Consider the following 26341-nt stretch of genomic DNA (forward strand, 5'->3'; position numbering starts at 1 on the left):
ATGGTAGTTGGGGGCTTCCCCCTGTGAGAGTAGGACATCGCTTCGCAACTTGACACCACTAATTGTAGTGGTGTTTTTTATACTCCAAAAATGCAATTAAATTTTGTAAGTTAAAGCGTTTCTAACCACATCTACAACCATACCTTCAAATAACTTCACACCAAATCTTTCAGTCTAGTATCTCTCTCCATTAAAATACAATTCACTCCACATCCTCTAATATCTTCAAAGTTTCTTTTATAAACAATTCTTGCATCAAACCATTATTTAAAGCAATTCCAAGCTCTACACGATCGAAGCGAAATGCTCGAATGATTGCTTTTAATTGAGGTGTATAAATTTCTTCTAAAGAAGTTAAAGGCCGTTCTTTTGTATAAGAGTTCAAAAATAATTGAAAGCGTTCATGCTCATTTAGTTTTCCTGTGTATGGTGCATGCCATGCGTGGTAAACTGCTACAGCAATACATTCATTTAAGTAAACTTCATTACCTGCAAGATTAAAGTCAAATATTGCTAATGATTCATCTGGTAGTTGAATCATGTTATAATAGCAAAAATCCCCTTGTACTGCACCTTGTGGCAACCTCATCCAAACTTGTTGTAAATTATATCGATACTCGTTGAAAAGTGATTCGATTTTAGTAAAAAGAGGATGTAAGTTAAAATGTTTTTTAAATTCTAAAAAACTTAATTCATTCTCATCATAATCTCCAAGTGCATCTGATAGATTACCACCGAATAGACTCCAAGATGTTGCGTTTGTAAATAAGTTTGGCAATTTCATAGATAATCGATGTTGAATACCTAATAAACTTCCAATATCAATGATTTCTTTATCTGTAATAACTTCTAACGGTTTTCCTGGTAGGCTTTGTTCCAACGAAAAAATCTTATCCATGTATTGAACAGTGTATGTGCCATAACTAGATTGTATATATTGAGTAACATTGAAACCTTGATCATTTAGAAGATTAGCAAATGTACAGCAAGCCTCCCAGTATGTTTTATCTGCAGGTTCGCCTTTTAAATAATATGTATGAGCAGTTTCAATCCTAGCTAATAAACGATCATTGTTCCGAAGAACTTTCACTGTTTTTGGGTTGATGTAATAATTATTACATATCTCGATAATTTTTTGATGATCCATAATTGTCATTCCTCACATAAGTTTTCAATTAAGTTTCTTCATATATTATTAGATATTATATAAATGCTTGAAAAACCCTTTATTAATTTGATTTTTCTTTTGATACCCATTATTCTACTAGCTAATGAGAATGAATTTTATTTTCGTTACCGATACTTATTTAGTGGATGTTTGGACAGATGTTGTTCACGTAATTTTTTCATTTCATATAATTTTTGAGAAACAAATATTAATATAAAGCTAAATAAATATGCCAAGCTTGTAACGCCGAACATAGAAAAAATTCCAGGTGTAAAGTATACATATAAACTAATAGGTAAAGACCAAATAAAGGAAATTAGTAATAAAGGAAGTTTAGTTTTTACAGATGCAAATATTGCTACACAAGCTGGAAGAAATAACATTACGAATGTAATAAATGTTGGTGTATTACCTGGTGGAGCAAAGGGATTAATAAATACAAAGATGAACCATAAGATGCTACTAGTTATTCCGGAAATAATACCTAATAAGATTCCAAACTTACGAATGACTCATCAACTCCTTATGCAAAATACATCACTATTAAATATATATATTCGGACAAGTCATTTAATATACAAGAAAAAAGTTGACTCTACTTATTAGTAGAATCAACTCTTATAGATTATTAATTAATCGTCAATCTCATTGTCATCATCGTCATTGTCATCATTGTCATCGTCATCATCGTCGTCATCATCATCGTCATCATCATCGTAACGATCATCATCGTCATCATTTTGATTTGGTATAGACTTTGATGATAGTGTTGAAGTTGGTTGTTGTATAGGTTGAATTTTTTCTGTTTGAATGCTCGTTTTGTTTGAATTTGATTTTTGCACTACGGCATCAGTATTCGTGTTATGGTCGTCATCGTAACGGTCAATCTCGACTAGCTCGACTTTTACTTGATTATCCATTGTATTATTTGTAACTTGTTTCTGGTCATCTAAATCGTCTTTATGTTTTTTTACCAAATCTCCAGTAATTGCATCGAATTTTAGCTCATATTCGGCATTTTCTGTTACAATTTCTATTTCGTAATACTTTTTGTTTCCTTCTTTTTCTACTTCTACTTCTACTTCACGTATCGTTCCGTTCACTTCTGTTAATGCCTTTTCCTTTATTTGCTCAATGGATAATTCACTAGCAGATCCAACTAGGCTTCCACCTGCTACTGTAATTATTCCGCCTATTCCCATAACACCTAAAAGTGCAGGTATTAAAATTATTTTTCGCATGTCATATCTCTCCTTAATCATTTGATACTTTTATCTTACAAGTCAAAAATGAAAAGAATCGGAGAGTAAGATTAGAAATTGATGAGAATCTATTTATTTCATTCTCTTTGAAGTTTCTGACTAATCGTCATCATTTTCTACCTCATCAAGATCATCATCATCATTTTCATCATCCTCATCAATATCGTCGTCATCATCATCGATATCCTTTTGAACGCGAGTAACAGAAAGTACTTTTCCGGAGATAGCATGGATTTCAATCTTTGCCTTTTGCTGTTCATTTTCAATCTCTACTAAATAAAAACCACCATCACTAGAAGGTTCAAAAACAATATATTGAACACTGCCTTTGAATTGGGATAATGCAATTTGTTTTGCTTTATCACTAGATATTGCTGTAACGGTAGGTTCAGTAGGAGTTTGTTCTTTAACCTTTTCAGAAACAATCTCACCCGTTTCTGCATTAACTACAACAGTTTTTAAGGCCTCATTTTCAATAAGTTCCACTATATACTGTGGTGTTGTTCCATTCATTTGCAGCTTAATCGTGTTAATTGTACCTTTCATTTTTGAATTTAATAAAGTTCGAATTTCACTTTTTGACATAATGTACTTAGAATCTGAACTATCTACTTTTATAAAATCAATAAAATTTCCCGTTTTTGAATCGAACGCAATATTGTAAATGGTATTATGGCGGTTAAGTGTAAAGTGGTAAATATCATTTTTTTGCTCAAATGAATCAACTTTTCCACTATATAGAGCTTCTAACCGCTCTGCTACATCTTGGATAGAGTGTTCTTCTGGTTCAGAGAAACGATCTTGGATCTTCGAAAGAACAACGAAAGACACTATTAGTAGTAAGGCAACTAAACCTAACATCCATTTTGTATAGTTCGTCATTGGCTATCCACCTCGTTTCTATCGGAGAAATTAATAGGTACCATTAATGTAAAAGTGGTCCCAACATTTACTTCACTTTCAACTTTAATATTAATGTGAAGTAAATCTGATAATTCTTTTGCAATGGCTAAACCTAACCCGGTCCCACCAGTCTTTCGATTTCGATCCTCTTTTACACGGTAAAAACGGTCAAACAAATGGGGGAGTTGATCTTCTTGGATACCTACACCAAAATCTTGAATCGCAACAGAAACATAGTCATTTTCAACCATAGTCTTAAGGATGATTTTTTCATCACTATATTTTCTAGCATTATCCAATAATATATAGAGAAGTTGCTTTAATCGTTGTTCATCTGTATTTATGGTTAGTGAAGGTTCTATTTGTAATTCGAAATCTAGATTGTAAGCTTGCTTCAGTTGTAAAGTTATATTTTCGAGCAATTTACTAAAGTTTATTTTTTCTATATTAAGGGAAACATGCTCCTTATTTTTGGCAAGTTCAAGCATTTGTTCAATTAATTCTTTCATTCGATTGGATTCACTGACAATCGCACTTAGCGCTTCGTTTGCTATTTTTTCATTTGTAAATCCTCGTCGAAGTAACATTTTTGCATAGCTATCAATTACAGTTAATGGTGTTTTAAACTCATGAGATGCATTCGACACAAATTGCTGTTGCTTCAAGTAATTTGTTTCTAGTGCTTCCATCATGTGATTGAAAGTTCGACCAATTTCAGCAAGTTCATCTTTACCTGCTATTGATTCATCAATTTTTTCATAAGTTCCAGAAGTACTACTTTTCCTCATAACCTGATTTAACTTATCTAATGGTTTTAAAATAATACTGCTTAGAACCATATTCGACAGAATAATAGGAATAGCCACTAAAATTGTCACGGCGATTAGTATTAACTTCAGTAAATCCCTATTGTAAGCAAGGTCATTTAAAGGTTGAATTAATTGAAAATTTACTACATTACCATCAGTCCAAATTGAGGGTAGTTCAATCATAATAGTGGGGATACCCTTTACTTCTTTGATTGCGAATTGTTCATTACTACCATTCTGAAATTCAACAGGTTCATATAATGGAGATTCAACTGATGTTATTTGGATTCCATTGTCGTTGATCACGTGAATTGCTCCGTTAGATGGAATATATGTGCGTAAAACCATATTGGGATCAGATACTTCTTGAAATTGGTTGAAGGTTGTCACTAGTTCCTCGCCACGTAGAACTAATTGTTTAAATTCAGTATCAATCGATAATTGTTCATATAGTTTATAAACACCGATGTTCACTATCACAATCAATACAAGCATTAGCATAGTAGTGAAAATATGAATTTTCGTTCTAAGCTTCATAAGTTGGCTCCTTTAATACATAGCCGACACCACGAACTGTATGAATAATTGGGGCTGAGTTAGCAGTATCTAGCTTTTGACGAACATAACGAATATAGACATCTACCACATTTGTATCTCCGTAGTAATCATAACCCCATACTGTCTCTAAAATTTGCTCACGAGATAACACCTGTTTTGGATGCTTTAATAAGAATAAGAGCAAGTCATATTCTCTAGGTGTAAGGTCGATTAATATTCCATGATAGTGAACTTCACGAGTTTGCTCATGGATTGATAGCTGATGGTAAACTGTAAGATGTACGTCCTTTTCTTTGTCTTCTCTTACTTCTTTTCTCAATTGGGCAAACCTTAAATTTGCACGTATTCTTGCGATTAGTTCTTCGAATTCGAATGGCTTTGTAACATAGTCATTTGCACCAAGGTCGAGTCCTTTCACCTTATCCTCTAAGTCACTTTTGGCTGTAAGTAAGATGACTGGAGTAGTTTGTTCTGTTGTTCGAATTCGTTTAAGCACATCAAGACCATGCATTTCGGGCAACATTAAATCAAGAAGGACTAAATCAAAATTACCTTCTCTATATTTGATCAAACCTTCTGTACCTGTATGTGCAACATCAGTCAAATACCCTTCAAACTCAAGCTCTAATTGTAGAACGCGGGCAATATTTTCTTCATCTTCTATGATTAATATTTTTTGCTCCATTGATCACTCACTCGCTTTAATCTATATTTGTTTTGGAATTTTGAATTGTCGATTTACTTATGTAAAATCATACACAAAAACAATTAGAATTTGATGAGAAATAGCACTTTGATTTGAACAATTTTGCGAAATGTCAGCTAAGTACAATGAAACTCACTTTTAATTCTTTGTGGACATGTTATATTAATATAAATATCGAAAGGATTAGAACTATGTCGAAAAAACAAGTTTGGTTTGAAGTTGAAGAAAATGAAACGATTGAACAATGTTTAGATCGTATGCGAAGTGAAGGCTATATGCCAATGGGGCGTAAAGAAGAACCTGTATTTCATATTGTAAATGGAGAACCTACATATCTACGTCAAAAAATAAAATTTAAAGGTGTATTAGTAGGTGAATAAAGAAAGTTGTGGCTAAAAACCGAACAATACTGTTTTCTGAAAATTTATCGTTCGCATTTTTCCATTGATTTTCTGTTTAGACCTTGTTAAAATGATAAGGCAAAGCAAACAAAACAATCATATAATCTTTGTTAAGTAGTTTACCTTCTTAACAATTCCCACATATATGCTAGAGAATAAGGCTCTAGTGTTTCTACCCGGTACCGTAAATTCCGGACTATGCGGGAAAGCGAACTTAACGACAGCGTTATGAATGTGAGAATTATTTTGGAGTCACTTTTCATAACTTACTATTACTGTCCTCAAGTAATCTGCTTTCTAACGCGTAGAATGTAGATTATTTGGGGACATTTTTGTTTAGAAAATTATTAAAGGAGCGAGATCATGAATCCTAAAATTGGTGTGATCATGGGCAGTTCAAGTGATTGGGAAACAATGAAACACGCATGTGATATTTTAGAAGAATTAAACGTGCCATATGAAAAGAAAGTTGTTTCAGCCCACCGAACTCCAGATTTAATGTTTGAATATGCAGAAAACGCACGTTCAAGAGGTATCCAAGTAATTATTGCAGGAGCTGGAGGCGCAGCCCACTTACCAGGAATGGTTGCAGCCAAAACGACATTACCTGTCATCGGTGTACCTGTACAATCGAAAGCATTAAATGGATTAGATTCATTATTATCCATTGTCCAAATGCCAGGTGGCGTACCAGTTGCAACTGTTGCTATTGGTAAAGCAGGCGCAACAAATGCAGGATTACTTGCTGTACAGATACTATCAACTACTAATGAAGATTTAGCCAATAAACTTGATGCTAGACGGGAATCGATTAAGCAAAAAGTTTTAGAAAGTACAGGTGATCTACTGTGACAAGAATGATTTATCCTGGTCAAACAGTTGGTATTATCGGTGGTGGCCAGTTAGGACGTATGATGGCTCTTTCAGCAAAAGAAGCAGGATTTAAAATTGCTGTATTAGAACCGTCTATTGATTCGCCATGTGGCCAAATAGCGGATATTCGAATTGTGGCTCCTTATGATGATGAAGCTGCATTAGAAGAATTAGCAGAAGTAAGTGATGTCATTACATATGAATTTGAAAATATAGATTACGAAGGTTTAAAACGGCTTACAGAAATAGCTTATGTACCCCAAGGTGCGGAGCTTGTACGAATTACACAAAATCGAGTAACAGAGAAAGAAGCAATCGTAAATGCAGGATGTCCTGTAGCTCCATACATTGTTGTCAATACGTATGAAGAATTAGTGGAACAGATTAATACAATTGGCTATCCATGTATCGTAAAAACTGCGCGCGGTGGATACGATGGGAAGGGTCAGCAAAGACTAAACAGAGAAGAAGATTTATCTTTAGCAAAAGGATTAATCGAACATTCACAATGTGTTGTTGAAAGTTTTGTACCTTTTAAAATGGAAATCTCTTGTATTGTTCAAAGAAATGGCTATGGTGAAACGTATTGTCTTCCAGTTGGTGAAAATATTCATGTTAACCACATTTTGCATGAAACGATCGTACCAGCTCGTATAACAAGCGAAACATTGAAAAGAGCAGAAGATGCTGCATCAAAAATTGCTGATCAATTACAACTTATAGGGACTTTAGCAGTGGAAATGTTTGTTCTAGAGGATGGTCTAATTGTTATTAACGAGTTAGCACCTAGACCACATAATTCAGGCCACTATTCAATAGAAGCATGTAATATCTCACAATTTGGACAGCATATTCGTGCTGTTTGTGGATGGCCACTTAGGGAACCAAAACTTTTAATGCCCGCTATAATGGTGAATGTATTAGGGCAACACGTGATGCCACTAAGTAATTCGATTTCAAAAAATCCAGATTGGTCTATACATTTGTATGGTAAAGCAGAAGCTAAAGTCAATCGTAAGATGGGACATGTTACAATAATGACGAATAATGTTGAAGAAACATTAGTCGAAGTCGAAAAATCTGGCATTTGGTCGGAATAAAAGGGAGAACGAATTATGATCGAACGTTACACACGTCCTGAAATGGGCGCAATTTGGACAGAAGAAAACAAGTTCAAAGCTTGGTTAGAAGTTGAAATTTTAGCTTGTGAAGCTTGGGCAGAACTTGGTGTTATACCAAAAGATGATGTAGCATTACTTCGCCAAAAAGCGTCATTTGACATTAACCGTATATATGAAATTGAACAAGCAACACGTCATGACGTAGTAGCCTTCACGCGCGCAGTTTCTGAAACATTAGGTGAAGAACGAAAGTGGGTTCATTACGGTTTAACTTCTACAGACGTTGTTGATACAGCTCTTTCTTACTTGATAAAACAAGCAAACACAATTATTCGAAAAGATCTTAATAACTTTATCGATATCTTAACTGAAAAAGCAAAAGAACATAAATATACAGTAATGATGGGGCGTACACATGGTGTACATGCTGAACCAACAACATTTGGTTTGAAACTTGCATTATGGCTTGAAGAAATGAAACGTAACTTAGAACGTTTTGAAGCAGCAACAAAAGTGATCGAAGCTGGTAAAATTTCCGGAGCTGTTGGTACTTATGCAAATATAGATCCATTCGTTGAGCAATACGTATGTGAGCAACTTGGTTTAATAGCAGCACCAATATCAACACAAACATTACAACGTGACCGTCATGCACAATACATGTCTACATTAGCATTAATTGCAACTTCAATTGAGAAGTTTGCTACAGAAATACGTGGTCTTCAAAAATCAGAAACACGCGAAGTTGAAGAAGCATTTGCAAAAGGACAAAAGGGTTCATCTGCAATGCCTCATAAACGTAATCCAATTGGTTCTGAAAATATGACTGGTATGGCTCGTTTAATTCGCGGATATATGTTAACAGCATATGAAAACGTATCTTTATGGCATGAACGCGATATTTCTCATTCATCTGCAGAACGTGTCATCTTACCAGATGCAACAATCGCATTAAACTATATGTTAAACCGTTTCGGTAACATCGTGAAAAACTTAACTGTATTCCCTGAAAATATGAAACGTAACATGGACCGAACATTCGGCTTAATCTATTCACAACGCATTCTACTTGCACTAATTGACAAAGGATTAGTACGTGAAGATGCTTACGATACAGTTCAACCATTAACAGCTCGTGCGTGGGATGAACAAATCCAGTTCCGTACGTTAGTTGAGGCAAATGAGAAAATTACTTCTCTATTATCACAAGAAGAAATAAATGATTGCTTCGATTACAACTATCATATTAAAAATGTTGATATGATTTTTGATCGACTTGGTTTAAATTAATTCAGTTTGTATATATGCAGAGGGGTAAGCCCTCTGCAATCAATGGGGGCAAACGTATGAATAAAGGTCAACTTTTATATGAGGGTAAAGCGAAACGTCTATACGAAACAGAACAAACGGATATTTTGTTCGTGGAGTACAAAAATAGTGCAACGGCCTTTAATGGCGAAAAGAAGGCTGAGATAGATGGTAAAGGTTTATTAAATAATAAGATTTCGACAATAATTTTCGAAAAATTAAAAGAACATGGAATTGACTCACATTTTGTTAAACGTGTATCTGACCATGAGCAAATAGTCCGAAAAGTTGACATTATTCCAATTGAAGTCGTAATACGTAACATTGCCGCAGGTAGTTTTGCAAAGCGACTAGGCTTTGAGGAAGGCACTCTACTAGAACGTTCAATTGTTGAATTCTATTATAAAGACGATGCATTAGGTGATCCATTTATTAACAATGAACATGTCGACATATTAGGAATTGCAACAAAGGCTGAAGTAGAAGCACTTTATGAACTAGGTTTGAAGATTAATAGCGTTCTTCAACCAATCTTTGAAGAAATAGGTGTAATTCTAGTAGATTTCAAATTAGAGTTTGGCCGTGACAAAGATGGCAACGTTCTACTCGCTGATGAAATTTCACCAGATACTTGCCGCCTTTGGGATGCACAAACAAAGCAAAAGCTAGATAAAGATGTATTCCGTCGCGATTTAGGTAGTTTAATAGAAGTATATGAAATTATTCTTGCTAGACTTGGAGGAAAATGAAAATGACTAAAGTAAAAGTTTTTGTAACATTAAAAGAAAGTGTATTAGATCCACAAGGTGCAGCAGTACAAGGATCGTTAGCTAAGATGGGTTACGGTGAAGTAGCAGATGTAAGGATTGGTAAATACTTAGAATTAACAATTTCTGAAACGACTCGTGATATTGATAGCGTAGTAAAAGAAATGTGTGAAAAGCTCCTTGCAAACACAGTTATTGAAGATTACCGCTTTGAAGTTGAGGAGGAAAACTAATCATGAAATTCGCAGTACTCGTTTTCCCTGGGTCAAACTGTGATATCGACATGTATCATGCGATAAAAGATGAACTAGGTGAAGAAGTAGAATATGTTTGGCATGACGCAACTGACTTAAGTGAATTTGATGGAATCTTAGTACCAGGAGGATTCTCTTACGGAGACTACTTACGTTGTGGTGCTATGGCTAATCAGTCAAATGTAATGGTAGAAGTAAAAAAAGCTGCGGCAGAAGGAAAACCAGTACTAGGTGTATGTAATGGATTCCAAATTTTAACGGAGGCTGGTTTACTTCCAGGAGCATTACTTCGAAATGTAAATTTAAAATTCATGTGTCGTACAGTTCAATTAAAAGTTGAAAATAATAATACATTATTTACAAATCAATATGAGCAAGGTGAAATCATTAATATTCCAATTGCACATGGAGAAGGAAATTACTTCTGTGACGAAGAAACTCTAGCAAACTTAAAAGCTAACAATCAAATCGTATTCACATATTCAGGCGAAAATCCTAATGGTAGCTTAGAAGATATTGCAGGAATTATAAACGAGCAAGGAAACGTACTTGGTATGATGCCGCATCCTGAACGTGCTGCGAACGAAATACTTGGAAGTAGCGACGGTCTAGCATTATTTAAATCAATTGTTAAACAGTGGAGGGAACAACATGTCTAAACTAGAACCAACAGCAGAGCAAATTAAAGAACAAAAGCTTTATGCTGATATGGGGATGTCAGATGAAGAGTTTGAACTAGCATGCAACATAATAGGACGTATTCCAAACTGGACTGAAACAGGGCTTTTCTCTGTTATGTGGTCTGAACACTGTTCATATAAAAACTCAAAACCAGTATTACGTAAATTCCCTACAAAAGGCCCTCAAGTATTACAAGGACCTGGTGAAGGTGCAGGGATTGTAGATATTGGTGACGAGCAAGCGGTTGTATTTAAAATGGAATCTCATAACCACCCTTCAGCAATCGAACCTTACCAAGGTGCTGCAACAGGTGTAGGCGGTATTATTCGTGACGTATTCTCAATGGGTGCTCGTCCAATCGCAATGTTAAACTCTTTACGTTTCGGTGAACTACAATCCGAGCGTGGTAAATATTTATTTGAAGAAGTTGTAGCTGGTATTGCTGGATACGGTAACTGTATCGGAATTCCAACTGTAGGTGGAGAAATTCAATTTGACCCATGTTACGAAGGTAACCCATTAGTAAATGCTATGTGTGTTGGATTAATCGACCACAAAGATATTCAACGTGGTATTGCAGCTGGTGTAGGTAACACAGTAATGTACGTTGGTGCAAAAACAGGACGTGATGGAATTCACGGAGCAACATTCTCATCAGAGGAATTGAGCGAAGATTCAGAAGAAAAACGCGCAGCTGTGCAAGTTGGAGATCCATTTATGGAAAAACTTCTTCTTGAAGCTTGTTTAGAAGTTGTAAAGTCAGATGCTCTTGTTGGGATTCAAGATATGGGAGCGGCTGGTCTTACATCATCATCAGCAGAAATGGCTTCAAAAGCTGGTACAGGTGTAGAAATGAACCTAGACTTAGTACCACAACGTGAAACAGGAATGACAGCTTATGAAATGATGCTTTCAGAGTCACAAGAGCGTATGTTAATCGTCGTAAAGCATGGTCGCGAAGAAGAAATTAAAGCGATTTTCGATAAGTACGGCTTAGATGCTGTAGCAATTGGTCGTGTTACAGACGATAAAATGCTTCGTTTACTACACAATGGTGAAGTTGTAGCTGAGGTTCCAGCTGATGCATTAGCAGAAGATGCACCTGTGTATCATAAACCATCAAAAGAGCCTGCATATTTTGCTGAATTCCAAGCAATTGAAAATGTTGAGCCAGAAGTTGCGGACTATAAAGAAACATTAACAGCTTTATTAAAAGCACCAACTGTTGCTTCGAAAGAATGGGTTTACGATCAATATGATTACCAAGTTCGTACAAATACAGTTGTTGCACCTGGATCAGACGCAGCGGTTTTACGTGTGCGCGGTACAAACAAAGGTCTTGCAATGACAACAGACTGTAACTCTCGTTATATTTATCTAGATCCTGAAACAGGCGGTAAAATTGCAGTAGCAGAAGCAGCTCGTAATATCGTTGTATCAGGTGGTGAGCCACTTGCAATTACAGACTGCTTAAACTTTGGTAATCCAGAAAAACCAGAAATCTTCTGGCAATTAGAGAAAAGTGCTGACGGGATTTCAGCTGCTTGTACAGCATTAAATGCACCAGTTATTGGTGGTAACGTATCACTTTATAATGAACGTTCGGGTGAAGCAGTTTACCCAACTCCAACAATCGGTATGGTTGGATTAGTAAAAGATTTATCACATGTGACAACACAAGAAGTGAAAAATGCAGGTGATGTCATTTATTTAATCGGTGATTCGAAAACAGAATTCGGTGGATCTGAGTTACAAAAACTAATTCACGGTAAAATTTTCGGTCAAGCACCAAGCATTGATTTAGATGTAGAAGCTGCACGTCAAAAAGCTATTCTATCTGCAATTCGCTCAGGGTTAGTAGAATCTGCACATGATGTTTCTGAAGGTGGAGTTGCTGTTGCTTTAGCAGAAACAACTTTCTCTGCGAAAGATTTAGGCATTTACGTAACACTTGAAGGTTCTGCAGTTACTGCTTTATTCAGTGAATCACAATCACGTTTTATCGTAACAGTAAAAGAAGAAAACGCTGGTGAATTTGAAGATATTATTCCAGAAGCAAAGAAAATCGGTGTCGTAACAGATGATGCAAAAATTACAATCAACGGTGACGCTGGTGTTCTTGTTGAAGGGACAGTGGAGGAATTCCGTTCTGCTTGGAAAGGAGCAATTCCATGCTTGGTGAAATCAGAGGCTTAAATGAAGAATGTGGAGTATTTGGTATATGGGGACATGATGCAGCAGCCCATTTAAGTTATTACGGGTTACATGCACTACAGCACCGAGGTCAAGAAGGTGCAGGTATTGTTGCAACTGATGGAGAGTTTCTAAAAGCTGTTAAAGGTGAAGGTCTTGTTAATGAAGTATTTAATGAGGAAAAACTAAAAAGTGCTAAAGGTAACGCGGCAATTGCACATGTTCGCTATACAACTGCTGGTGGTGGCGGAATCGATAACGTTCAACCGTTATTGTTCCGTTCATCAACGGGTACATTAGCCATTGCTCATAATGGTAATTTAGTTAATGCAAATCACTTAAAAGGACATCTAGAACGTTCAGGGAGTATATTCCACTCCACTTCCGATACAGAAGTTGTTGTCCATTTAATCAAGAAAAGTAAAAAACCTCGTTTCCTAGAGCAAGTAAAAGAGGCGTTATCTTTACTAAAAGGTGCTTTTTCTATATTAATACTATCAAAGGACCGAATGCTCGTTGCTCGTGATCGAAATGGATTACGACCACTTTCTATAGGGAAATTAGGTGATTCTTGGGTTGTTGCCTCTGAAACAAATGCCTTTGATTTAATTGGTGCTGAATATGTTCGTGATGTTGAACCTGGAGAACTTTTAATTATTTCTGATAAGGGAATCGAAGAAGATCGTTTTGCTGCAATGGAAAAACGTTCGATGTGTGCAATGGAATATATCTATTTCGCACGTCCAGATTCAAACATTGACCAAATCAATATTCATATGGCACGTAAACGTATGGGAAAACAATTAGCAAAAGAAATTGGACATATAGAAGCAGATGTGGTGACAGGTGTTCCAGACTCATCGATTTCAGCAGCAATTGGTTTTGCAGAAGAAAGCGGAATACCATACGAATTAGGATTGATCAAAAATCGTTACACTGGGCGAACTTTCATTCAGCCAACGCAAGAATTACGCGAGCGTGGTGTGAAAATGAAGTTGTCTCCTGTGGTGCAAGTTGTTAAAGGAAAGCGTGTAGTAATGGTGGATGATTCAATTGTACGTGGAACTACTTCACGTAGAATTGTAAGAATGTTAAAAGAAGCGGGAGCAAAAGAAGTTCACGTTGTAATTTCTTCACCTCCATTAGCAAATCCATGCTTTTATGGAATTGATATTTCATCAGATGAGGAATTAATTGCTACTGGAAGAACAGTTGATGAAATTTGTGCAGAAATCGGTGCTGACACATTAACATTTTTATCTCCAAATGGATTAGTTGAAGCGATCGGTCGTCCATTTGAGGATGAAACACGAGGTTTATGTTTAGCTTGCTTTACTGGAAATTATCCAACTGAAATATTCCCTGATACTGTCTTACCACATGAAAAAGAACTTATTCGTTAAAAGAATTCTTAGTGTAGTGTAGGATTCATTTTAATGATTGGGATATGAGCGTGGGGCGTAACTGCGCTCATAGTTCCAAGGCGAAATTGATTAAATAGGAGAGAAAGTACATGTCAAAAGCATATGAACAAGCAGGCGTTAATATAGAAGCTGGCTATGAAGCAGTAAAACGTATGAAATCTCACGTAGAGCGCACAAATCGTTTAGGTGTGATGGGTACTTTTGGTGGCTTTGGTGGCATGTTCGACTTATCAACACTTAATCTAAAAGAACCTGTTCTTATTTCAGGTACTGATGGTGTTGGAACAAAATTAAAGCTAGCATTTATGGTCGACAAACACGACACAATTGGTATTGACTGTGTTGCAATGTGTGTGAATGATATTGTTGCGCAAGGTGCAGAACCATTATATTTCTTAGATTATGTTGCGGTAGGTAAAGCAGAGCCTTCCAAAATTGAACAAATTGTAAAAGGCGTTGCAGATGGCTGTGTTCAATCAGGAGCAGCTTTAATCGGTGGAGAAACTGCAGAAATGCCTGGTCTTTACGAGGAAGATGAATACGATCTAGCTGGCTTTGCTGTTGGTGCAGCTGAAAAAGCTAATATTGTAACTGGTGAAAAAATTATTGCTAGGGATGTTCTAATTGGTTTAGCATCTAGTGGAGTTCACTCAAATGGATATTCATTAGTTCGCAAAATCGTATTTGCAGATAACGGATTTACGACTGATCAAGTTGTTGAAGGATATGAAGATTTAGGACCAATCGGAGAAGCCCTTCTTACACCAACTAAAATTTACGCAAAACCTGTTCTTGAAATTTTAAAAGAAGTTGAAGTTCACGGAATGGCCCATGTTACAGGTGGAGGCTTCTATGAAAACTTACCACGCATGATGCCAGAAGGGCTTGCAACTGAAGTTGAAATAGGTTCTTGGCCAGTACTTCGTATTTTTGAGTTGTTAAAGGATAAAGGACGCCTAGCAGACAAAGATTTATATAATGTTTTTAACATGGGTATTGGATATGTACTTTCTGTTCCAGAAAAAGATGCAGAAAAAGTAATTGAAATTGCTGAAAAACATGGTGAAAAAGCTTATAAAATTGGTCGTGTAGTGAATGGTGAAGGTGTAATTTTTAACGGTTCTCATGATGGGAGTTTAGTGTAATGGCAACAAAGATTGCAATTTTCGCTTCTGGTAGCGGAAGTAACTTCCAAGCAATCCAAGAAGCAATTGAACGTGGTGAGCTAGATGCTAAAGTAGAGGTTGTTGTAACTGATCGACCCAATGCATTTGTTGTAACGCGCGCTGAAAACTTTGGGATCCCAGTACATACTTTTACTGCAAAAACATACGAATCAAAAGAAGCATACGAAACTGAGATTGTCACGTTACTACGTGATAAAAATGTAGAATGGATTGTGTTAGCTGGTTATATGCGATTAATTGGAGACACTCTATTGTCCTCTTATACGAACCGTATAGTGAACATCCATCCTTCGCTATTACCTTCATTTCCAGGAAAAGATGCAATCGGTCAAGCATTGGCACACGGCGTAAAGGTAACAGGGGTTACAGTGCATCTAGTCGATGAAGGTATGGATACTGGTCCGATTCTAGCCCAAGCAGCTGTTGAGGTAGTCGATGGCAATCGGGAGGAAACAGAAACTCGTATTCATGCATTAGAACATGAGCTTTATACAAAAACTTTGAAACAATTATTTGAAAAATAATAAATGAGATCTTAGAAAATGTACGCCTTGCGCGTACTCTTTGCTTAATTTGGTTAATTTTATTGATATGGAGGACGCATCACATGACTAAACGTGCACTTATTAGTGTTTCGAATAAAGATGGTATTTTAGATTTTGCAAAAGAATTAGTAGCATTAGGTTATGAAATTTTATCAACTGGTGGTACGAAAAAAATGCTTCAAGACAACGATGTTCCTGTAACAGCTGTTGATGAAGTAACGAAATTCCCAGAGATTTTAGATGGTCGTGTGAAAACATTGAATCCTTTAATCCATGGCGGTTTATTAGGGAAATTTGACGACCCTTCTCATAAAGTACAAATGGAACAACACGGAATTGAGCCAATCGAAATTGTCTGTGTTAACTTATATCCTTTTGTTGAAACAATTTCAAAGCCTGATGTAACATGGGACGATGCAATTGAAAATATTGATATCGGTGGTCCAACAATGTTGCGTTCTGCTGCAAAAAATCATCAATATGTGACGGTAATTGTCGATTCAAATGATTATGCAAAAGTACTGGAAGAGTTAAAAGCAACTGGTGCAACAACAATTGAAACTCGCCGTAAACTAGCGGCTAAAGTTTTCCGTCATACAGCAGCATACGATTCTTATATTTCAAATTACTTAACAGAAGAAGACTTCCCTGAGAACTTAACAATGACGTATGAGCTAAAACAAACGTTACGTTATGGAGAAAACCCTCATCAAAAAGCAGCTTTCTACCAAAAACGTTTAAGTTCAGATTTTTCATTAGCTTATGCAACACAATTACATGGTAAAGAATTATCATATAACAACATTCAAGATGGAAACGCAGCCCTTCAAATCGTTAAAGAATTTAACGTTCCTGCTGCTGTTGCAGTAAAACACATGAATCCATGTGGTGTTGGTACAGGTGAAAACATCGAAGCAGCATTTGATAAAGCGTACGAAGCAGACCCAACGTCTATCTTTGGTGGTATTATTGCTTTAAACCGTGAAGTAGATGTTGCAACAGCAGAGAAATTAAGTGGTATTTTCCTAGAGATTATTATCGCTCCATCATTCACAGATGAAGCGTTAGAAATTTTAACGAAAAAGAAAAACATTCGTTTAATGTCAATCAACTTTGCTCAAGAAAAACAAGACAAATTCAAAGTTGTATCTGTTGAAGGTGGCTTACTAGTTCAAGAAGATGATCAATATGGTTTTGATAATGCAGAGATCAAAGTTGTCACTGACCGAGAACCTACTGAAGAAGAGTGGGAAGCGTTAAAACTTGGTTGGGCAGTTGTAAAACATGTGAAGTCAAATGCAATTGTTGTAAATGACGCTCATATGACTTTAGGTGTCGGTGCTGGACAAATGAATCGTGTTGGAGCAGCAAAAATTGCTTTAGAACAAGCTGGTGAAAAGGCAATAGGTGCAGTATTAGCTTCAGACGCATTCTTCCCGATGAGCGATACAGTAGAAACTGCCGCAGCTGCTGGTATTAAGGCAATTATCCAGCCTGGTGGTTCTATTAAAGACCAAGACTCTATTGACAAAGCAAACGAATTTGGAATCGCGATGGTGTTTACTGGAGTTAGACATTTTAAACATTAATTAAAAATGAGCGCTCGTCTTTGGTGAGGCGAGCGTTTCGTCTAGTCTATTAGTTGTGCGCACGTATTTCGTGAAAACACGCACGTAAAGTGAGGAAATCCGCACGTAAACACGATGGAATCGCACGTAACAAAGGAAATTTCGCACGTAATAAGAAATGCGCCGGTAAATCGTGCAATCTCGCACGTAACAGGAGTAACTTTTCTCCCAAAAATAAAGATTCGTACTAAAATAAATTAATTATAAGGAGGAACCCATATGAACATCCTCGTAATTGGTAGTGGCGGCCGTGAACACGCTATCGCGAAAAAATTTAGTATTTCTCCCTCTGTGAAGAATGTTTATGTAGCACCGGGGAATGACGGAATGCGCGATTGTGCAGAAATCTTACCAATCGATGCCCTGAATTTTCAGGAACTCGCAAGTTTCGCAAAGGAAAACAAAATCGACCTTACATTTGTTGGGCCGGAACAGCCATTAGCAGAAGGTATTGTAGATTATTTTCAAAACGAGAACTTGACTATTTTTGGACCAACAAAGGCAGCAGCAAAAATTGAAGGTTCAAAATCATACGCAAAACAAATTATGGAAAAGTACAATATTCCAACAGCAACTTATGAAACATTTACAGATGCAAAATTAGCGATTCAATATATTAAACAAAACGGTGCACCAATTGTTGTTAAAGCTGATGGCCTTGCCGCTGGAAAAGGTGTGGTTGTTGCCATGACTGAGCAAGAGGCAATTGACGCAATCGAAGACATGATTGGAAATCAACGTTTTGGTGAATCGTCTTCACGCGTAGTAATTGAGGAGTTTTTAGATGGAGAAGAATTCTCTTTCATGTCTTTTGTACATAAAGGACAAATCTATCCAATGGTAATTGCACAAGATCATAAACGTGCATATGACGGCGATAAAGGGCCAAATACTGGAGGAATGGGAGCTTACTCACCAGTCCCACAAATTTCAGAAGAAATAGTATCAAAAGCATATATTGATATTGTCGAACCGACAGTAAAAGCTATGGAAGAAGAAGGTGTATCTTTTACAGGAATTTTATATGCTGGGTTAATACTCACAAAAAATGGCCCAAAAGTTATCGAATTTAATGCTCGATTTGGTGACCCAGAAACACAAGTCGTTCTTCCGAGAATGAGTTCAGATTTTGGTTTATTTATGAAAGCATTAATGGAAGAAAAAGAGTTTGATTTACAATGGTCAAATGAGGCTATGTTGGGAGTCGTTATAGCAGCAGAAGGATATCCAGGAGATGTTGAAAAAGGTAATACACTACCTAACTTAACTAACCTAAGTGAAAGCTATGATGTCTATCATGCTGGAACAAAATTAGTGGATGAAAAATATGTTGGTAATGGTGGACGAGTACTCTTAGTTGCAACTAAAGCGAACACGCTAAAAGAGGCGCAAGATCGAGTGTATGAAGGTTTAAATCAAGAAGTTTGGGACAAATTCTTTTACAGAAAAGATATTGGTTGGCGCACATTTAAATAAGGTGTTAGGCACTCACACAACTTTTGTTTCTCAAAATTGTATGAGTGCCATGCACCATTTTTTTATTTAGCTAGGATTTGTGGCTGCTTGACCACTACTAGAAGTACCCGAAGAACTTGATTGTCCTCCTTGGTTTTGATAATTCTCATTAAATGCTTTCATTAATGTTTCCCCATCCATGAATTCATCAAAAGTAGAAGTAACTGCATCTTTCACATTTGAATTAATCAGTGCAGTTAATGGACAATATAAGAAAATCCCTTCTGCAACCTTCATTGCTCCTGCAGCTACTAAAGCAAAACCTAACCCTTTACTATCACGTGCTAAGTGCGCTGTCCCCATCGCAGTTAAAGCAACACCACACATTAATCGCCCAAAGCCATTACGTTCTGAAATATTTTCTTCCATTTGTAACATCTCCCTTCATGAAGTAACATAAATATTCCTATAGAAATACTTCAATTTAAAATTTTGCTGTGATACGATAATATAAACAAAGTTTGCGTAAAATAATATGACGCAATATTTTTGCAAAGTTAGTATGTGCGTATATAATGTGATTAACAAGTTTAAATTTTTGGAAAATTGGAAGGGAGTGTAATAAATGATGGAACCTACGTGGAAAATTGAAGAAATACGTAATCAAATTGCGGTAATTGATGGCCAAGCATCACCCACCATAGTGTTGAAAAATGCGAGGTATTTACATAGCATGCTGAAAACATGGATTTCAGGAAATATTTGGATTTCTGGAGATCGAATTGTTTATGTTGGCAGTAAAATGCCTCTTAATCTAACTAATACCGAAGTCGTTGAATTAGATGGCAAGTCGGTTGTACCTGGTTATATTGAACCGCATGTACACCCATTCCAGCTCTATAATCCGCATTCCTTTGCAGATTTTGCCACGCAAACGGGTACAACTACATTCATTGCCGATAATATGACTTTTATGTTATCACTTCCAAATAAGAAAGCGTTTGCAATTATCGAACAATTGAAGAAGTTACCTTTCAACTTTTATTGGTGGGTAAGATTTGATTCGCAAACCGAATTAGAAAACGAAGATGAAGTATTTACAAATAAGTCCGTTTTTGAATGGTTGGGCCGAAATGACACGATCCTTGGTGGCGAACTAACAGGATGGCCGAGATTACTTAGTGGTGACGATCAAATGCTTTACTGGATACAATCGGCTAAAGCAAAAGGGAAAAAAATTGAAGGACATTTTCCTGGAGCATCCGAGAGAACGCTTGCTAAGATGCGTTTATTTGGAGCAACTGGCGACCATGAGTCGATGACTGTTGAAGATGTGGAAAAGAGAATTCTGCAAGGTTATGCAGTCACGTTAAGATATTCTTCCATTCGACCTGATTTACCAGATATACTAAAAGGGATTATAGAAAAAGAGTTAAATATATTTGATCATTTAATGATGACTACTGATGGGTCAACTCCTAGTTTCCATAAAGATGGGATAATGGATTTGTGTGTTAAAATTGCATTAGATTCAGGAGTAAATCCTATTGATGCTTACAATATGGCTTCATACAATGCTGCGCGTTATTATAATATGGATCATTTACATGGATTAATAGCTCCTGGTCGCTTTGCAACTCTTAATATATTAACAGATGAATATAATCCAACACCAGAATCAGTGTTATCTAAGGGAATTTGGTTAAAACGCAATTTTGAAAAAGTGAATGCTTTTACTCCATTTGATTGGAGCAATTTTGAACCGCTAAATATTTCGTATGATATTACAGATAATGATTTCCAGTTCTCGATGCCGATTGGTATTGAAATGGTAAATGATGTAATTACAAAACCTTATCGTATTAGTGTAAAACTAAAGGAAAGCGAATTATCAACAACACATGATGAATGTTTGCTAGTATTGATTGACCGTAATGGTAAATGGCGTGTGAACACAATGCTAAAAGGATTCGCTACTCATGTAAAGGGATTTGCTACCTCTTATTCTAATACAGGTCATATTATTCTAATAGGTAAAAGTATTAAAGATATGAAAAAAGCCTTTTTAGAAATGAAGAAATTAAATGGTGGAATTGTTTTAGTAGAAAATGAAGAAGTAATTGCATCGATTCCACTCACTATTGGTGGAACGTTATACGATGGACCAGTTGAAGAATTAATCGAAAAAGAAACTGCGCTAAAATCAGCATTAAAGGATCGAGGCTATCATCATACAGATGCGATATATACGCTTTTATTTTTACAATCAACTCATTTACCGTATATTCGTATAACTCCTAGAGGCATATTCGATGTTTTAAAGAAGCAAGTAATGTTACCTGCTGTTATGCGCTAAAGGGGATAGAATTATGTGGAAAAAAGGACTGTATTGTGTTGTAGCAACAACTTTATTACTTGCTGCATGTGGGAGTGAAGACGAAGCAACCGAACAAAGTGATCCCCCTAAGCAAGAAGAAACTGTGCAACAGGAAGAATCTAAAGTAGAAGAAGTTCAATTGCCTTATATAACACCATTTACTGGGGAACGTGTGGAAAATGAAATTACGATGCGTCCAATCATTGTAACTATTAATAATCACCCTCAAGCTAGACCACAAGCTGGTCTTGCTTCGGCTGATGTTGTTTATGAAATGCTAGCAGAAGGAGATGTGACACGATTCTTAGCACTTTTCCAATCTGACATACCAGAAAATATAGGGCCAGTTAGAAGTGCCCGTGATTACTTTATTGACATCGCGGTAGGACTTGATGCGTTCTACATTGCTCACGGATACAGTCCAGAGGCACATACTATGTTATTTAGTGGTGTGATTGATAATGTCAACGGAATGCAATATGATGGAACTCTGTTTCACCGTTCCAAGGACCGTAAAGCACCTCATAACTCCTATATTTCAGGTGATAATGTAAAAATAGCGGCCGAAAAAGTAGGCGCTTCACTTCTCTATCAAAAAAAAGTATCGTATACTTATTATGAATCTGACGAGGATGTTAATATAGGTTTACAAACAAATAATATTGAAGTGAATTATAGCAAAAATGGTCAGTTCAATAGTGTTTATTCGTATAACTCTGTTGATAAGACCTATTCAAGGCAATCAGGAAACGATGAAACAGTTGATGATTTAACTAATCAGCCTATCGCCATATCTAATATTTTAATTTTTGAGATGGATCATAAGATTATCGATAGTGTTGGTCGACGAGAAATCGACATAACAAAAGGTGGTAATGCTTATGTCTTCCAAAACGGAACAATGCGAGAAGTGCTATGGGAAAATCGTGATGGTGTATTAAAAGCAGTTGAAGGAAACGGTAGTGAAGTGAAATTAGTTCCTGGAAAAACTTGGGTCCATTTTGTTCCATCTTACCCTGGAATTGAGTCTTTTGTTACCTATACACAATAGTAATGAAAGGATGAGACATTATGCAAATAGAGAAAATTCGTGGTCATCAAACAGATCAATTATTTAAAGCTGTTCTTGAATTAAAAAACCTAGAAGAATGTTATGAATTCTTTGATGATCTATGTACAATAAGTGAAATTCAATCACTTGCGCAACGATTTGAAGTAGCGCACCTTCTTCGCTTAAAAAAGACGTATGAAACGATTAAGAAAGAAACTGGAGCGTCGACAGCTACCATTTCACGCGTAAGACGTTGCTTCGACTATGGGAACGATACATACGACAAAATGTTAGGTCGCTTGTACCCAGATGAAAAGCCTTTTCAAGCTTCAAAATAAACTATGACCATCTAACAGTAAACTCACTGCTTAGGTGGTTTTCTTTTGGTAAATATTAAACCAACATTACGTAGATTATAATATGCGACTTCTTTTCGCTTTTAGATAGTTTAGGATATACTTGTAATCGAGAAAAAGATTGTTTGAACGAATGAGTAGGTGGGAATGAAATGGATTATAAAAATTGGAGACATGTGTTTAAAATAGACCCTGCAAAAGAAATATCTGATGAGTCATTAGAGAAGATTTGTGAGTCAGGAACTGATGTTATATTAGTTGGTGGGACCGACGGAGTAACAATTGATAATGTAATTGATAAACTCGTAAGAATACGCCGTTTCACAGTGCCAGTAGCATTAGAAATCTCTAACATAGAATCAGTGACACCGGGATTTGATTATTATTTAATTCCTTCTGTATTAAACAGTACAGAAACAAAATGGGTGAAGGATTTACATCATGAAGCTATAAAAGAATACGGGGACATTCTTGTATGGGACGAACTGATTGCTGAAGGTTACTGTGTTTTAAATTCTGATTGTAAAGTGGCAAAGGAAACAAAAGCCCAAACAGATTTAACGGAAGAAGATGTTATTGCATATGCTCGTTTAGCAGAAAGCTACTTTAAGTTCCCTATTTTTTACCTAGAATATAGCGGAACATATGGGGATCCAAAAATGGTTTCAGCGGTAAAAGGAGTTGTGAATGACGCAAGAGTATTTTATGGTGGCGGAATTTCATCACCAGAACAAGCAACTGAAATGGCAAAAATTGCGGATACGATTATTGTAGGAAACATTATTTATGAAAATTTAAACCAAGCATTAAAAACGGTAAATGCTGTGAAAAGTATTTCAATTTAAAGCTGATTAATGATTGACATTATAGTATAATATAGAACAGGTGTTTGTATTGATTTTATTTTGAATTAATAGAGTTAAATATAATTAATGCATAGGTCGTTGACACAGATTACGTAGAACAATATTTAACTAACGCTACAAAATCTGGTCCTCGCAAAACCGTAAATGATAAAGGTGGTGCATCATGGAACAATTAACTAAAAACTTATTAAACGGTATGAACCCTGAACAAGCAGAAGCAGTGAAAACGACAGAAGGACCACTTTTGATCATGGCTGGGGCAGGTTCTGGAAAAACAAGAGTGTTAACACATAGAATTGCTTATTTAGTCGTTGAAAAAGAAGTCTATCCATCGAAAATCTTAGCAATTACATTTACAAATAAAGCAGCTCGTGAAATGAGAAATCGTATAGATGGCTTACTTGGTGCAGGAATATCAGAAAGCATGTGGGTATCTACATTCCACTCAATGTGTGTAAGGATCTTACGTAGAAATATTGACCGTATAGGCATTTCTAAAAGTTTCTCCATATTAGATTCTGCGGATCAATTGTCTGTGGTGAAAAATGTATCTAAGCAATTGAATATAGATTCAAAACGATTTGAGCCGCGTGCAATTTTAAATGCTATTAGTTCGGCAAAAAATGAATGTATTACAGCAGATCAATATCAAGCAAATAGTAATCCTAACAACCCCTATGAGAAAGTTATTGCACAAGTCTATGAAGGATACGAAAAACGCCTTCTCAAAAACCAATCCCTCGATTTTGATGATCTTATTATGACAACTATTCGATTGTTTGAACGAGTGCCTGAAGTATTAGAGTATTATCAAAATAAATTCCAATACATTCACGTGGACGAATATCAAGATACCAACCATTCACAATATAAACTAGTTCAAATGCTAGCAAAAAAATTTAAAAATATCTGTGTAGTGGGTGACTCAGATCAGTCGATTTATCGTTGGCGTGGAGCCGACATCGGAAATATATTATCCTTTGAAAAAGATTACCCAAATGCAAAGGTTATTTTGCTAGAGCAAAACTATCGATCGACAAAACGTATTTTAAAAGCCGCAAACGATGTTATTGAAAATAATGAGAGCAGATATCCTAAAAAACTACGAACTGATAATGTAGATGGGGACAAAATTAAGCTCTTTAAATCTGGAAATGAACAGCAAGAGGCGCAATTTGTTGTAAAAACGATTAAAGAGCTAATGGAAAAAGAAAACCGTTCTTTAGATGATTTTGCAATTCTTTATCGTACTAACGCACAGTCACGTGTGATGGAAGAAGTACTTGTAAAATCAAATATTACTTACCAAATCGTTGGCGGAACAAAATTCTATGATCGTAAAGAAATTAAAGATTTATTAGCTTATTTACGTTTGATTGCAAATAATGATGACGATTTATCCCTTGCTCGAATTATTAACGAGCCGAAGCGTAATATTGGTGCTACCTCCTTTGAAAGAATGGCAACGTATGCAATTGAACAAGATCGTTCTATCTTCGATGCTATGAACGAAGTAGTATTCATGGGCTTAACACCAAAAGCAATGAATGCAGTTGAGAAATTCCGGGATCTAATTGCTGGATTTACTAAAATGCAAGAATATCTTTCCGTTACAGAACTTGTAGAACAAGTAATAGATAAAACGGGTTATCGCGAAATGCTTCAAAATGAAAAAACGATTGAATCAGAAAGCCGTTTAGAAAACATTGAAGAATTTTTATCTGTTACAAAAGCCTTTGAAGAACGCAGTGACGAGAAATCATTAATAGCCTTCTTAACTGATTTAGCATTAGTAGCAGATATCGATTCACTTGATAAGGATGATACTTCAAAAGGAAGCATTATTTTAATGACGATGCACTCCGCGAAGGGGTTAGAATTCCCAGTTGTCTTTATCATCGGTATGGAAGAAAATATTTTCCCACATTCTCGTTCGCTTGATGATGCAGCAGAAATGGAAGAAGAACGCAGACTTGCTTATGTTGGAATAACGCGTGCAGAAGAAAGACTTTACTTAACTTGTGCACAGTCAAGAACGTTATATGGACGTTCAAGCTTCAATGCACCTTCAAGATTTTTACGTGAAATTTCGGACGAAATAATTGAGCAAATTACATTAGCAAACGCCCGCCCTGAAGCGGACAGACTTCCATTTGGAGCCGGTCGTAACAGTAGAGAGTATAGTCACCGCAGAACCATCGGCAATGTTCAATCAAAATCTCAAGTTTCAAGTCTCGAGTCAACGGGTGGAGACCAAATGGATTGGAAACTTGGTGACAAAGCGATTCATAAAAAGTGGGGTACAGGTACCGTTGTTAGTGTAAGAGGAAATAACGATGATTTAGAACTAGATATTGCTTTTCCAGAATTAGGTGTGAAGCGTTTATTAGCTAAATTTGCTCCTATTACAAAAGGATAATTAGTAGCCAAATGAATGGTGGAGGAAAA

General features: G+C 36.2%; 24 protein-coding genes and 1 riboswitch. Of the genes, 18 read left to right on the forward strand and 6 right to left on the reverse strand.

The window, feature by feature from the left end; genetic code table 11:
• Nucleotides 1-202 precede the first annotated feature (202 nt).
• The 5 genes from CD29_RS06880 to CD29_RS06900 form a co-directional block, all read right to left on the reverse strand.
• Complete coding sequence (locus tag CD29_RS06880; RefSeq protein ID WP_036184566.1) at nucleotides 203-1147, reverse strand: protein kinase family protein; 945 nt, start codon at nucleotides 1145-1147, stop codon at nucleotides 203-205.
• Nucleotides 1148-1800: 653 nt separating this feature from the next.
• Nucleotides 1801-2409: a PepSY domain-containing protein gene (locus CD29_RS20450; RefSeq protein WP_052124040.1), complete on the reverse strand. Its 609-nt coding sequence runs from the start codon at nucleotides 2407-2409 to the stop codon at nucleotides 1801-1803.
• A 120-nt stretch (nucleotides 2410-2529) separates the two neighbouring features.
• Nucleotides 2530-3312: a PepSY domain-containing protein gene (locus CD29_RS19610; protein ID WP_052124041.1), complete on the reverse strand. Its 783-nt coding sequence runs from the start codon at nucleotides 3310-3312 to the stop codon at nucleotides 2530-2532.
• Nucleotides 3309-4679: a sensor histidine kinase gene (locus tag CD29_RS06895; RefSeq protein ID WP_036184578.1), complete on the reverse strand. Its 1371-nt coding sequence runs from the start codon at nucleotides 4677-4679 to the stop codon at nucleotides 3309-3311. The genes CD29_RS19610 and CD29_RS06895 overlap by 4 nt, the downstream gene beginning before the upstream one ends.
• Nucleotides 4669-5385 (reverse strand): response regulator transcription factor, encoded by a 717-nt coding sequence (locus CD29_RS06900; protein ID WP_036184579.1) that lies wholly within the window; start codon nucleotides 5383-5385, stop codon nucleotides 4669-4671. The genes CD29_RS06895 and CD29_RS06900 overlap by 11 nt, the downstream gene beginning before the upstream one ends.
• Before the next feature lie 212 nt (nucleotides 5386-5597).
• Between CD29_RS06900 and CD29_RS06905 the strand changes: the two genes are divergently transcribed.
• The 13 genes from CD29_RS06905 (at nucleotide 5598) to purD (ending at nucleotide 19264) form a co-directional block, all read left to right on the forward strand.
• Entirely contained in the window at nucleotides 5598-5786 is a 189-nt protein-coding gene (locus CD29_RS06905; protein ID WP_036184580.1) for an NETI motif-containing protein, read from the forward strand.
• Between the two features lie 140 nt (nucleotides 5787-5926).
• A riboswitch (purine riboswitch) is annotated at nucleotides 5927-6026 on the forward strand.
• Nucleotides 6027-6170: 144 nt separating this feature from the next.
• On the forward strand, nucleotides 6171-6659 hold the full coding sequence (gene purE, locus CD29_RS06910; RefSeq protein ID WP_036184581.1) for a 5-(carboxyamino)imidazole ribonucleotide mutase: 489 nt from the start codon (nucleotides 6171-6173) through the stop codon (nucleotides 6657-6659).
• Nucleotides 6656-7780, forward strand: coding sequence for a 5-(carboxyamino)imidazole ribonucleotide synthase (gene purK / locus CD29_RS06915; RefSeq protein ID WP_036184598.1), 1125 nt, complete (start codon nucleotides 6656-6658; stop codon nucleotides 7778-7780). Before purE ends, purK begins: the two co-directional genes overlap by 4 nt.
• A 15-nt stretch (nucleotides 7781-7795) precedes the next feature.
• Nucleotides 7796-9091, forward strand: coding sequence for an adenylosuccinate lyase (purB, locus tag CD29_RS06920; RefSeq protein WP_036184600.1), 1296 nt, complete (start codon nucleotides 7796-7798; stop codon nucleotides 9089-9091).
• Nucleotides 9092-9147: 56 nt separating this feature from the next.
• Nucleotides 9148-9858 (forward strand): phosphoribosylaminoimidazolesuccinocarboxamide synthase, encoded by a 711-nt coding sequence (gene purC / locus CD29_RS06925; RefSeq protein ID WP_036184602.1) that lies wholly within the window; start codon nucleotides 9148-9150, stop codon nucleotides 9856-9858.
• A gap of 2 nt (nucleotides 9859-9860) precedes the next feature.
• The gene (purS, locus tag CD29_RS06930; protein WP_036184606.1) at nucleotides 9861-10109 is read left to right on the forward strand and encodes a phosphoribosylformylglycinamidine synthase subunit PurS; all 249 of its coding nucleotides are present in this window, start codon (nucleotides 9861-9863) and stop codon (nucleotides 10107-10109) included.
• Nucleotides 10110-10111: 2 nt separating this feature from the next.
• On the forward strand, nucleotides 10112-10789 hold the full coding sequence (purQ, locus tag CD29_RS06935) for a phosphoribosylformylglycinamidine synthase subunit PurQ (protein ID WP_036184609.1): 678 nt from the start codon (nucleotides 10112-10114) through the stop codon (nucleotides 10787-10789).
• Nucleotides 10782-13007, forward strand: coding sequence for a phosphoribosylformylglycinamidine synthase subunit PurL (gene purL, locus CD29_RS06940; RefSeq protein WP_036184612.1), 2226 nt, complete (start codon nucleotides 10782-10784; stop codon nucleotides 13005-13007). The genes purQ and purL overlap by 8 nt, the downstream gene beginning before the upstream one ends.
• Nucleotides 12983-14407, forward strand: a complete 1425-nt coding sequence (purF, locus tag CD29_RS06945; RefSeq protein ID WP_036184948.1) for an amidophosphoribosyltransferase — start codon at nucleotides 12983-12985, stop codon at nucleotides 14405-14407. Before purL ends, purF begins: the two co-directional genes overlap by 25 nt.
• 110 nt (nucleotides 14408-14517) lie before the next feature.
• Entirely contained in the window at nucleotides 14518-15573 is a 1056-nt protein-coding gene (gene purM, locus CD29_RS06950) for a phosphoribosylformylglycinamidine cyclo-ligase (RefSeq protein ID WP_036184615.1), read from the forward strand.
• The gene (gene purN / locus CD29_RS06955; protein ID WP_036184618.1) at nucleotides 15573-16139 is read left to right on the forward strand and encodes a phosphoribosylglycinamide formyltransferase; all 567 of its coding nucleotides are present in this window, start codon (nucleotides 15573-15575) and stop codon (nucleotides 16137-16139) included. Before purM ends, purN begins: the two co-directional genes overlap by 1 nt.
• An 83-nt stretch (nucleotides 16140-16222) precedes the next feature.
• On the forward strand, nucleotides 16223-17749 hold the full coding sequence (gene purH / locus CD29_RS06960) for a bifunctional phosphoribosylaminoimidazolecarboxamide formyltransferase/IMP cyclohydrolase (RefSeq protein ID WP_036184622.1): 1527 nt from the start codon (nucleotides 16223-16225) through the stop codon (nucleotides 17747-17749).
• A 258-nt stretch (nucleotides 17750-18007) separates the two neighbouring features.
• The gene (purD, locus tag CD29_RS06965) at nucleotides 18008-19264 is read left to right on the forward strand and encodes a phosphoribosylamine--glycine ligase (RefSeq protein WP_036184635.1); all 1257 of its coding nucleotides are present in this window, start codon (nucleotides 18008-18010) and stop codon (nucleotides 19262-19264) included.
• Nucleotides 19265-19330: 66 nt separating this feature from the next.
• Here purD and CD29_RS19950 read toward each other — a convergent pair whose 3' ends face one another.
• On the reverse strand, nucleotides 19331-19672 hold the full coding sequence (locus CD29_RS19950; protein ID WP_081976173.1) for a YgaP family membrane protein: 342 nt from the start codon (nucleotides 19670-19672) through the stop codon (nucleotides 19331-19333).
• A 196-nt stretch (nucleotides 19673-19868) separates the two neighbouring features.
• Between CD29_RS19950 and CD29_RS06975 the strand changes: the two genes are divergently transcribed.
• The 5 genes from CD29_RS06975 (at nucleotide 19869) to pcrA (ending at nucleotide 26312) form a co-directional block, all read left to right on the forward strand.
• Nucleotides 19869-21599, forward strand: a complete 1731-nt coding sequence (locus tag CD29_RS06975; protein WP_036184638.1) for an adenine deaminase C-terminal domain-containing protein — start codon at nucleotides 19869-19871, stop codon at nucleotides 21597-21599.
• Between the two features lie 13 nt (nucleotides 21600-21612).
• Nucleotides 21613-22671 carry a DUF3048 domain-containing protein gene (locus CD29_RS06980; protein WP_036184640.1) on the forward strand — a complete coding sequence of 353 codons (1059 nt, stop codon included), beginning with the start codon at nucleotides 21613-21615 and terminating at the stop codon, nucleotides 22669-22671.
• Between the two features lie 20 nt (nucleotides 22672-22691).
• Nucleotides 22692-23009: a YerC/YecD family TrpR-related protein gene (locus CD29_RS06985; RefSeq protein WP_036184642.1), complete on the forward strand. Its 318-nt coding sequence runs from the start codon at nucleotides 22692-22694 to the stop codon at nucleotides 23007-23009.
• Between the two features lie 170 nt (nucleotides 23010-23179).
• Nucleotides 23180-23872, forward strand: a complete 693-nt coding sequence (gene pcrB / locus CD29_RS06990) for a heptaprenylglyceryl phosphate synthase (RefSeq protein ID WP_036184643.1) — start codon at nucleotides 23180-23182, stop codon at nucleotides 23870-23872.
• Nucleotides 23873-24056: 184 nt separating this feature from the next.
• Nucleotides 24057-26312: a DNA helicase PcrA gene (gene pcrA, locus CD29_RS06995; protein WP_036184644.1), complete on the forward strand. Its 2256-nt coding sequence runs from the start codon at nucleotides 24057-24059 to the stop codon at nucleotides 26310-26312.
• Nucleotides 26313-26341 lie beyond the last annotated feature (29 nt).

Source organism: Ureibacillus manganicus DSM 26584 (assembly GCF_000772945.1).
GTDB lineage: Bacteria > Bacillota > Bacilli > Bacillales_A > Planococcaceae > Ureibacillus > Ureibacillus manganicus.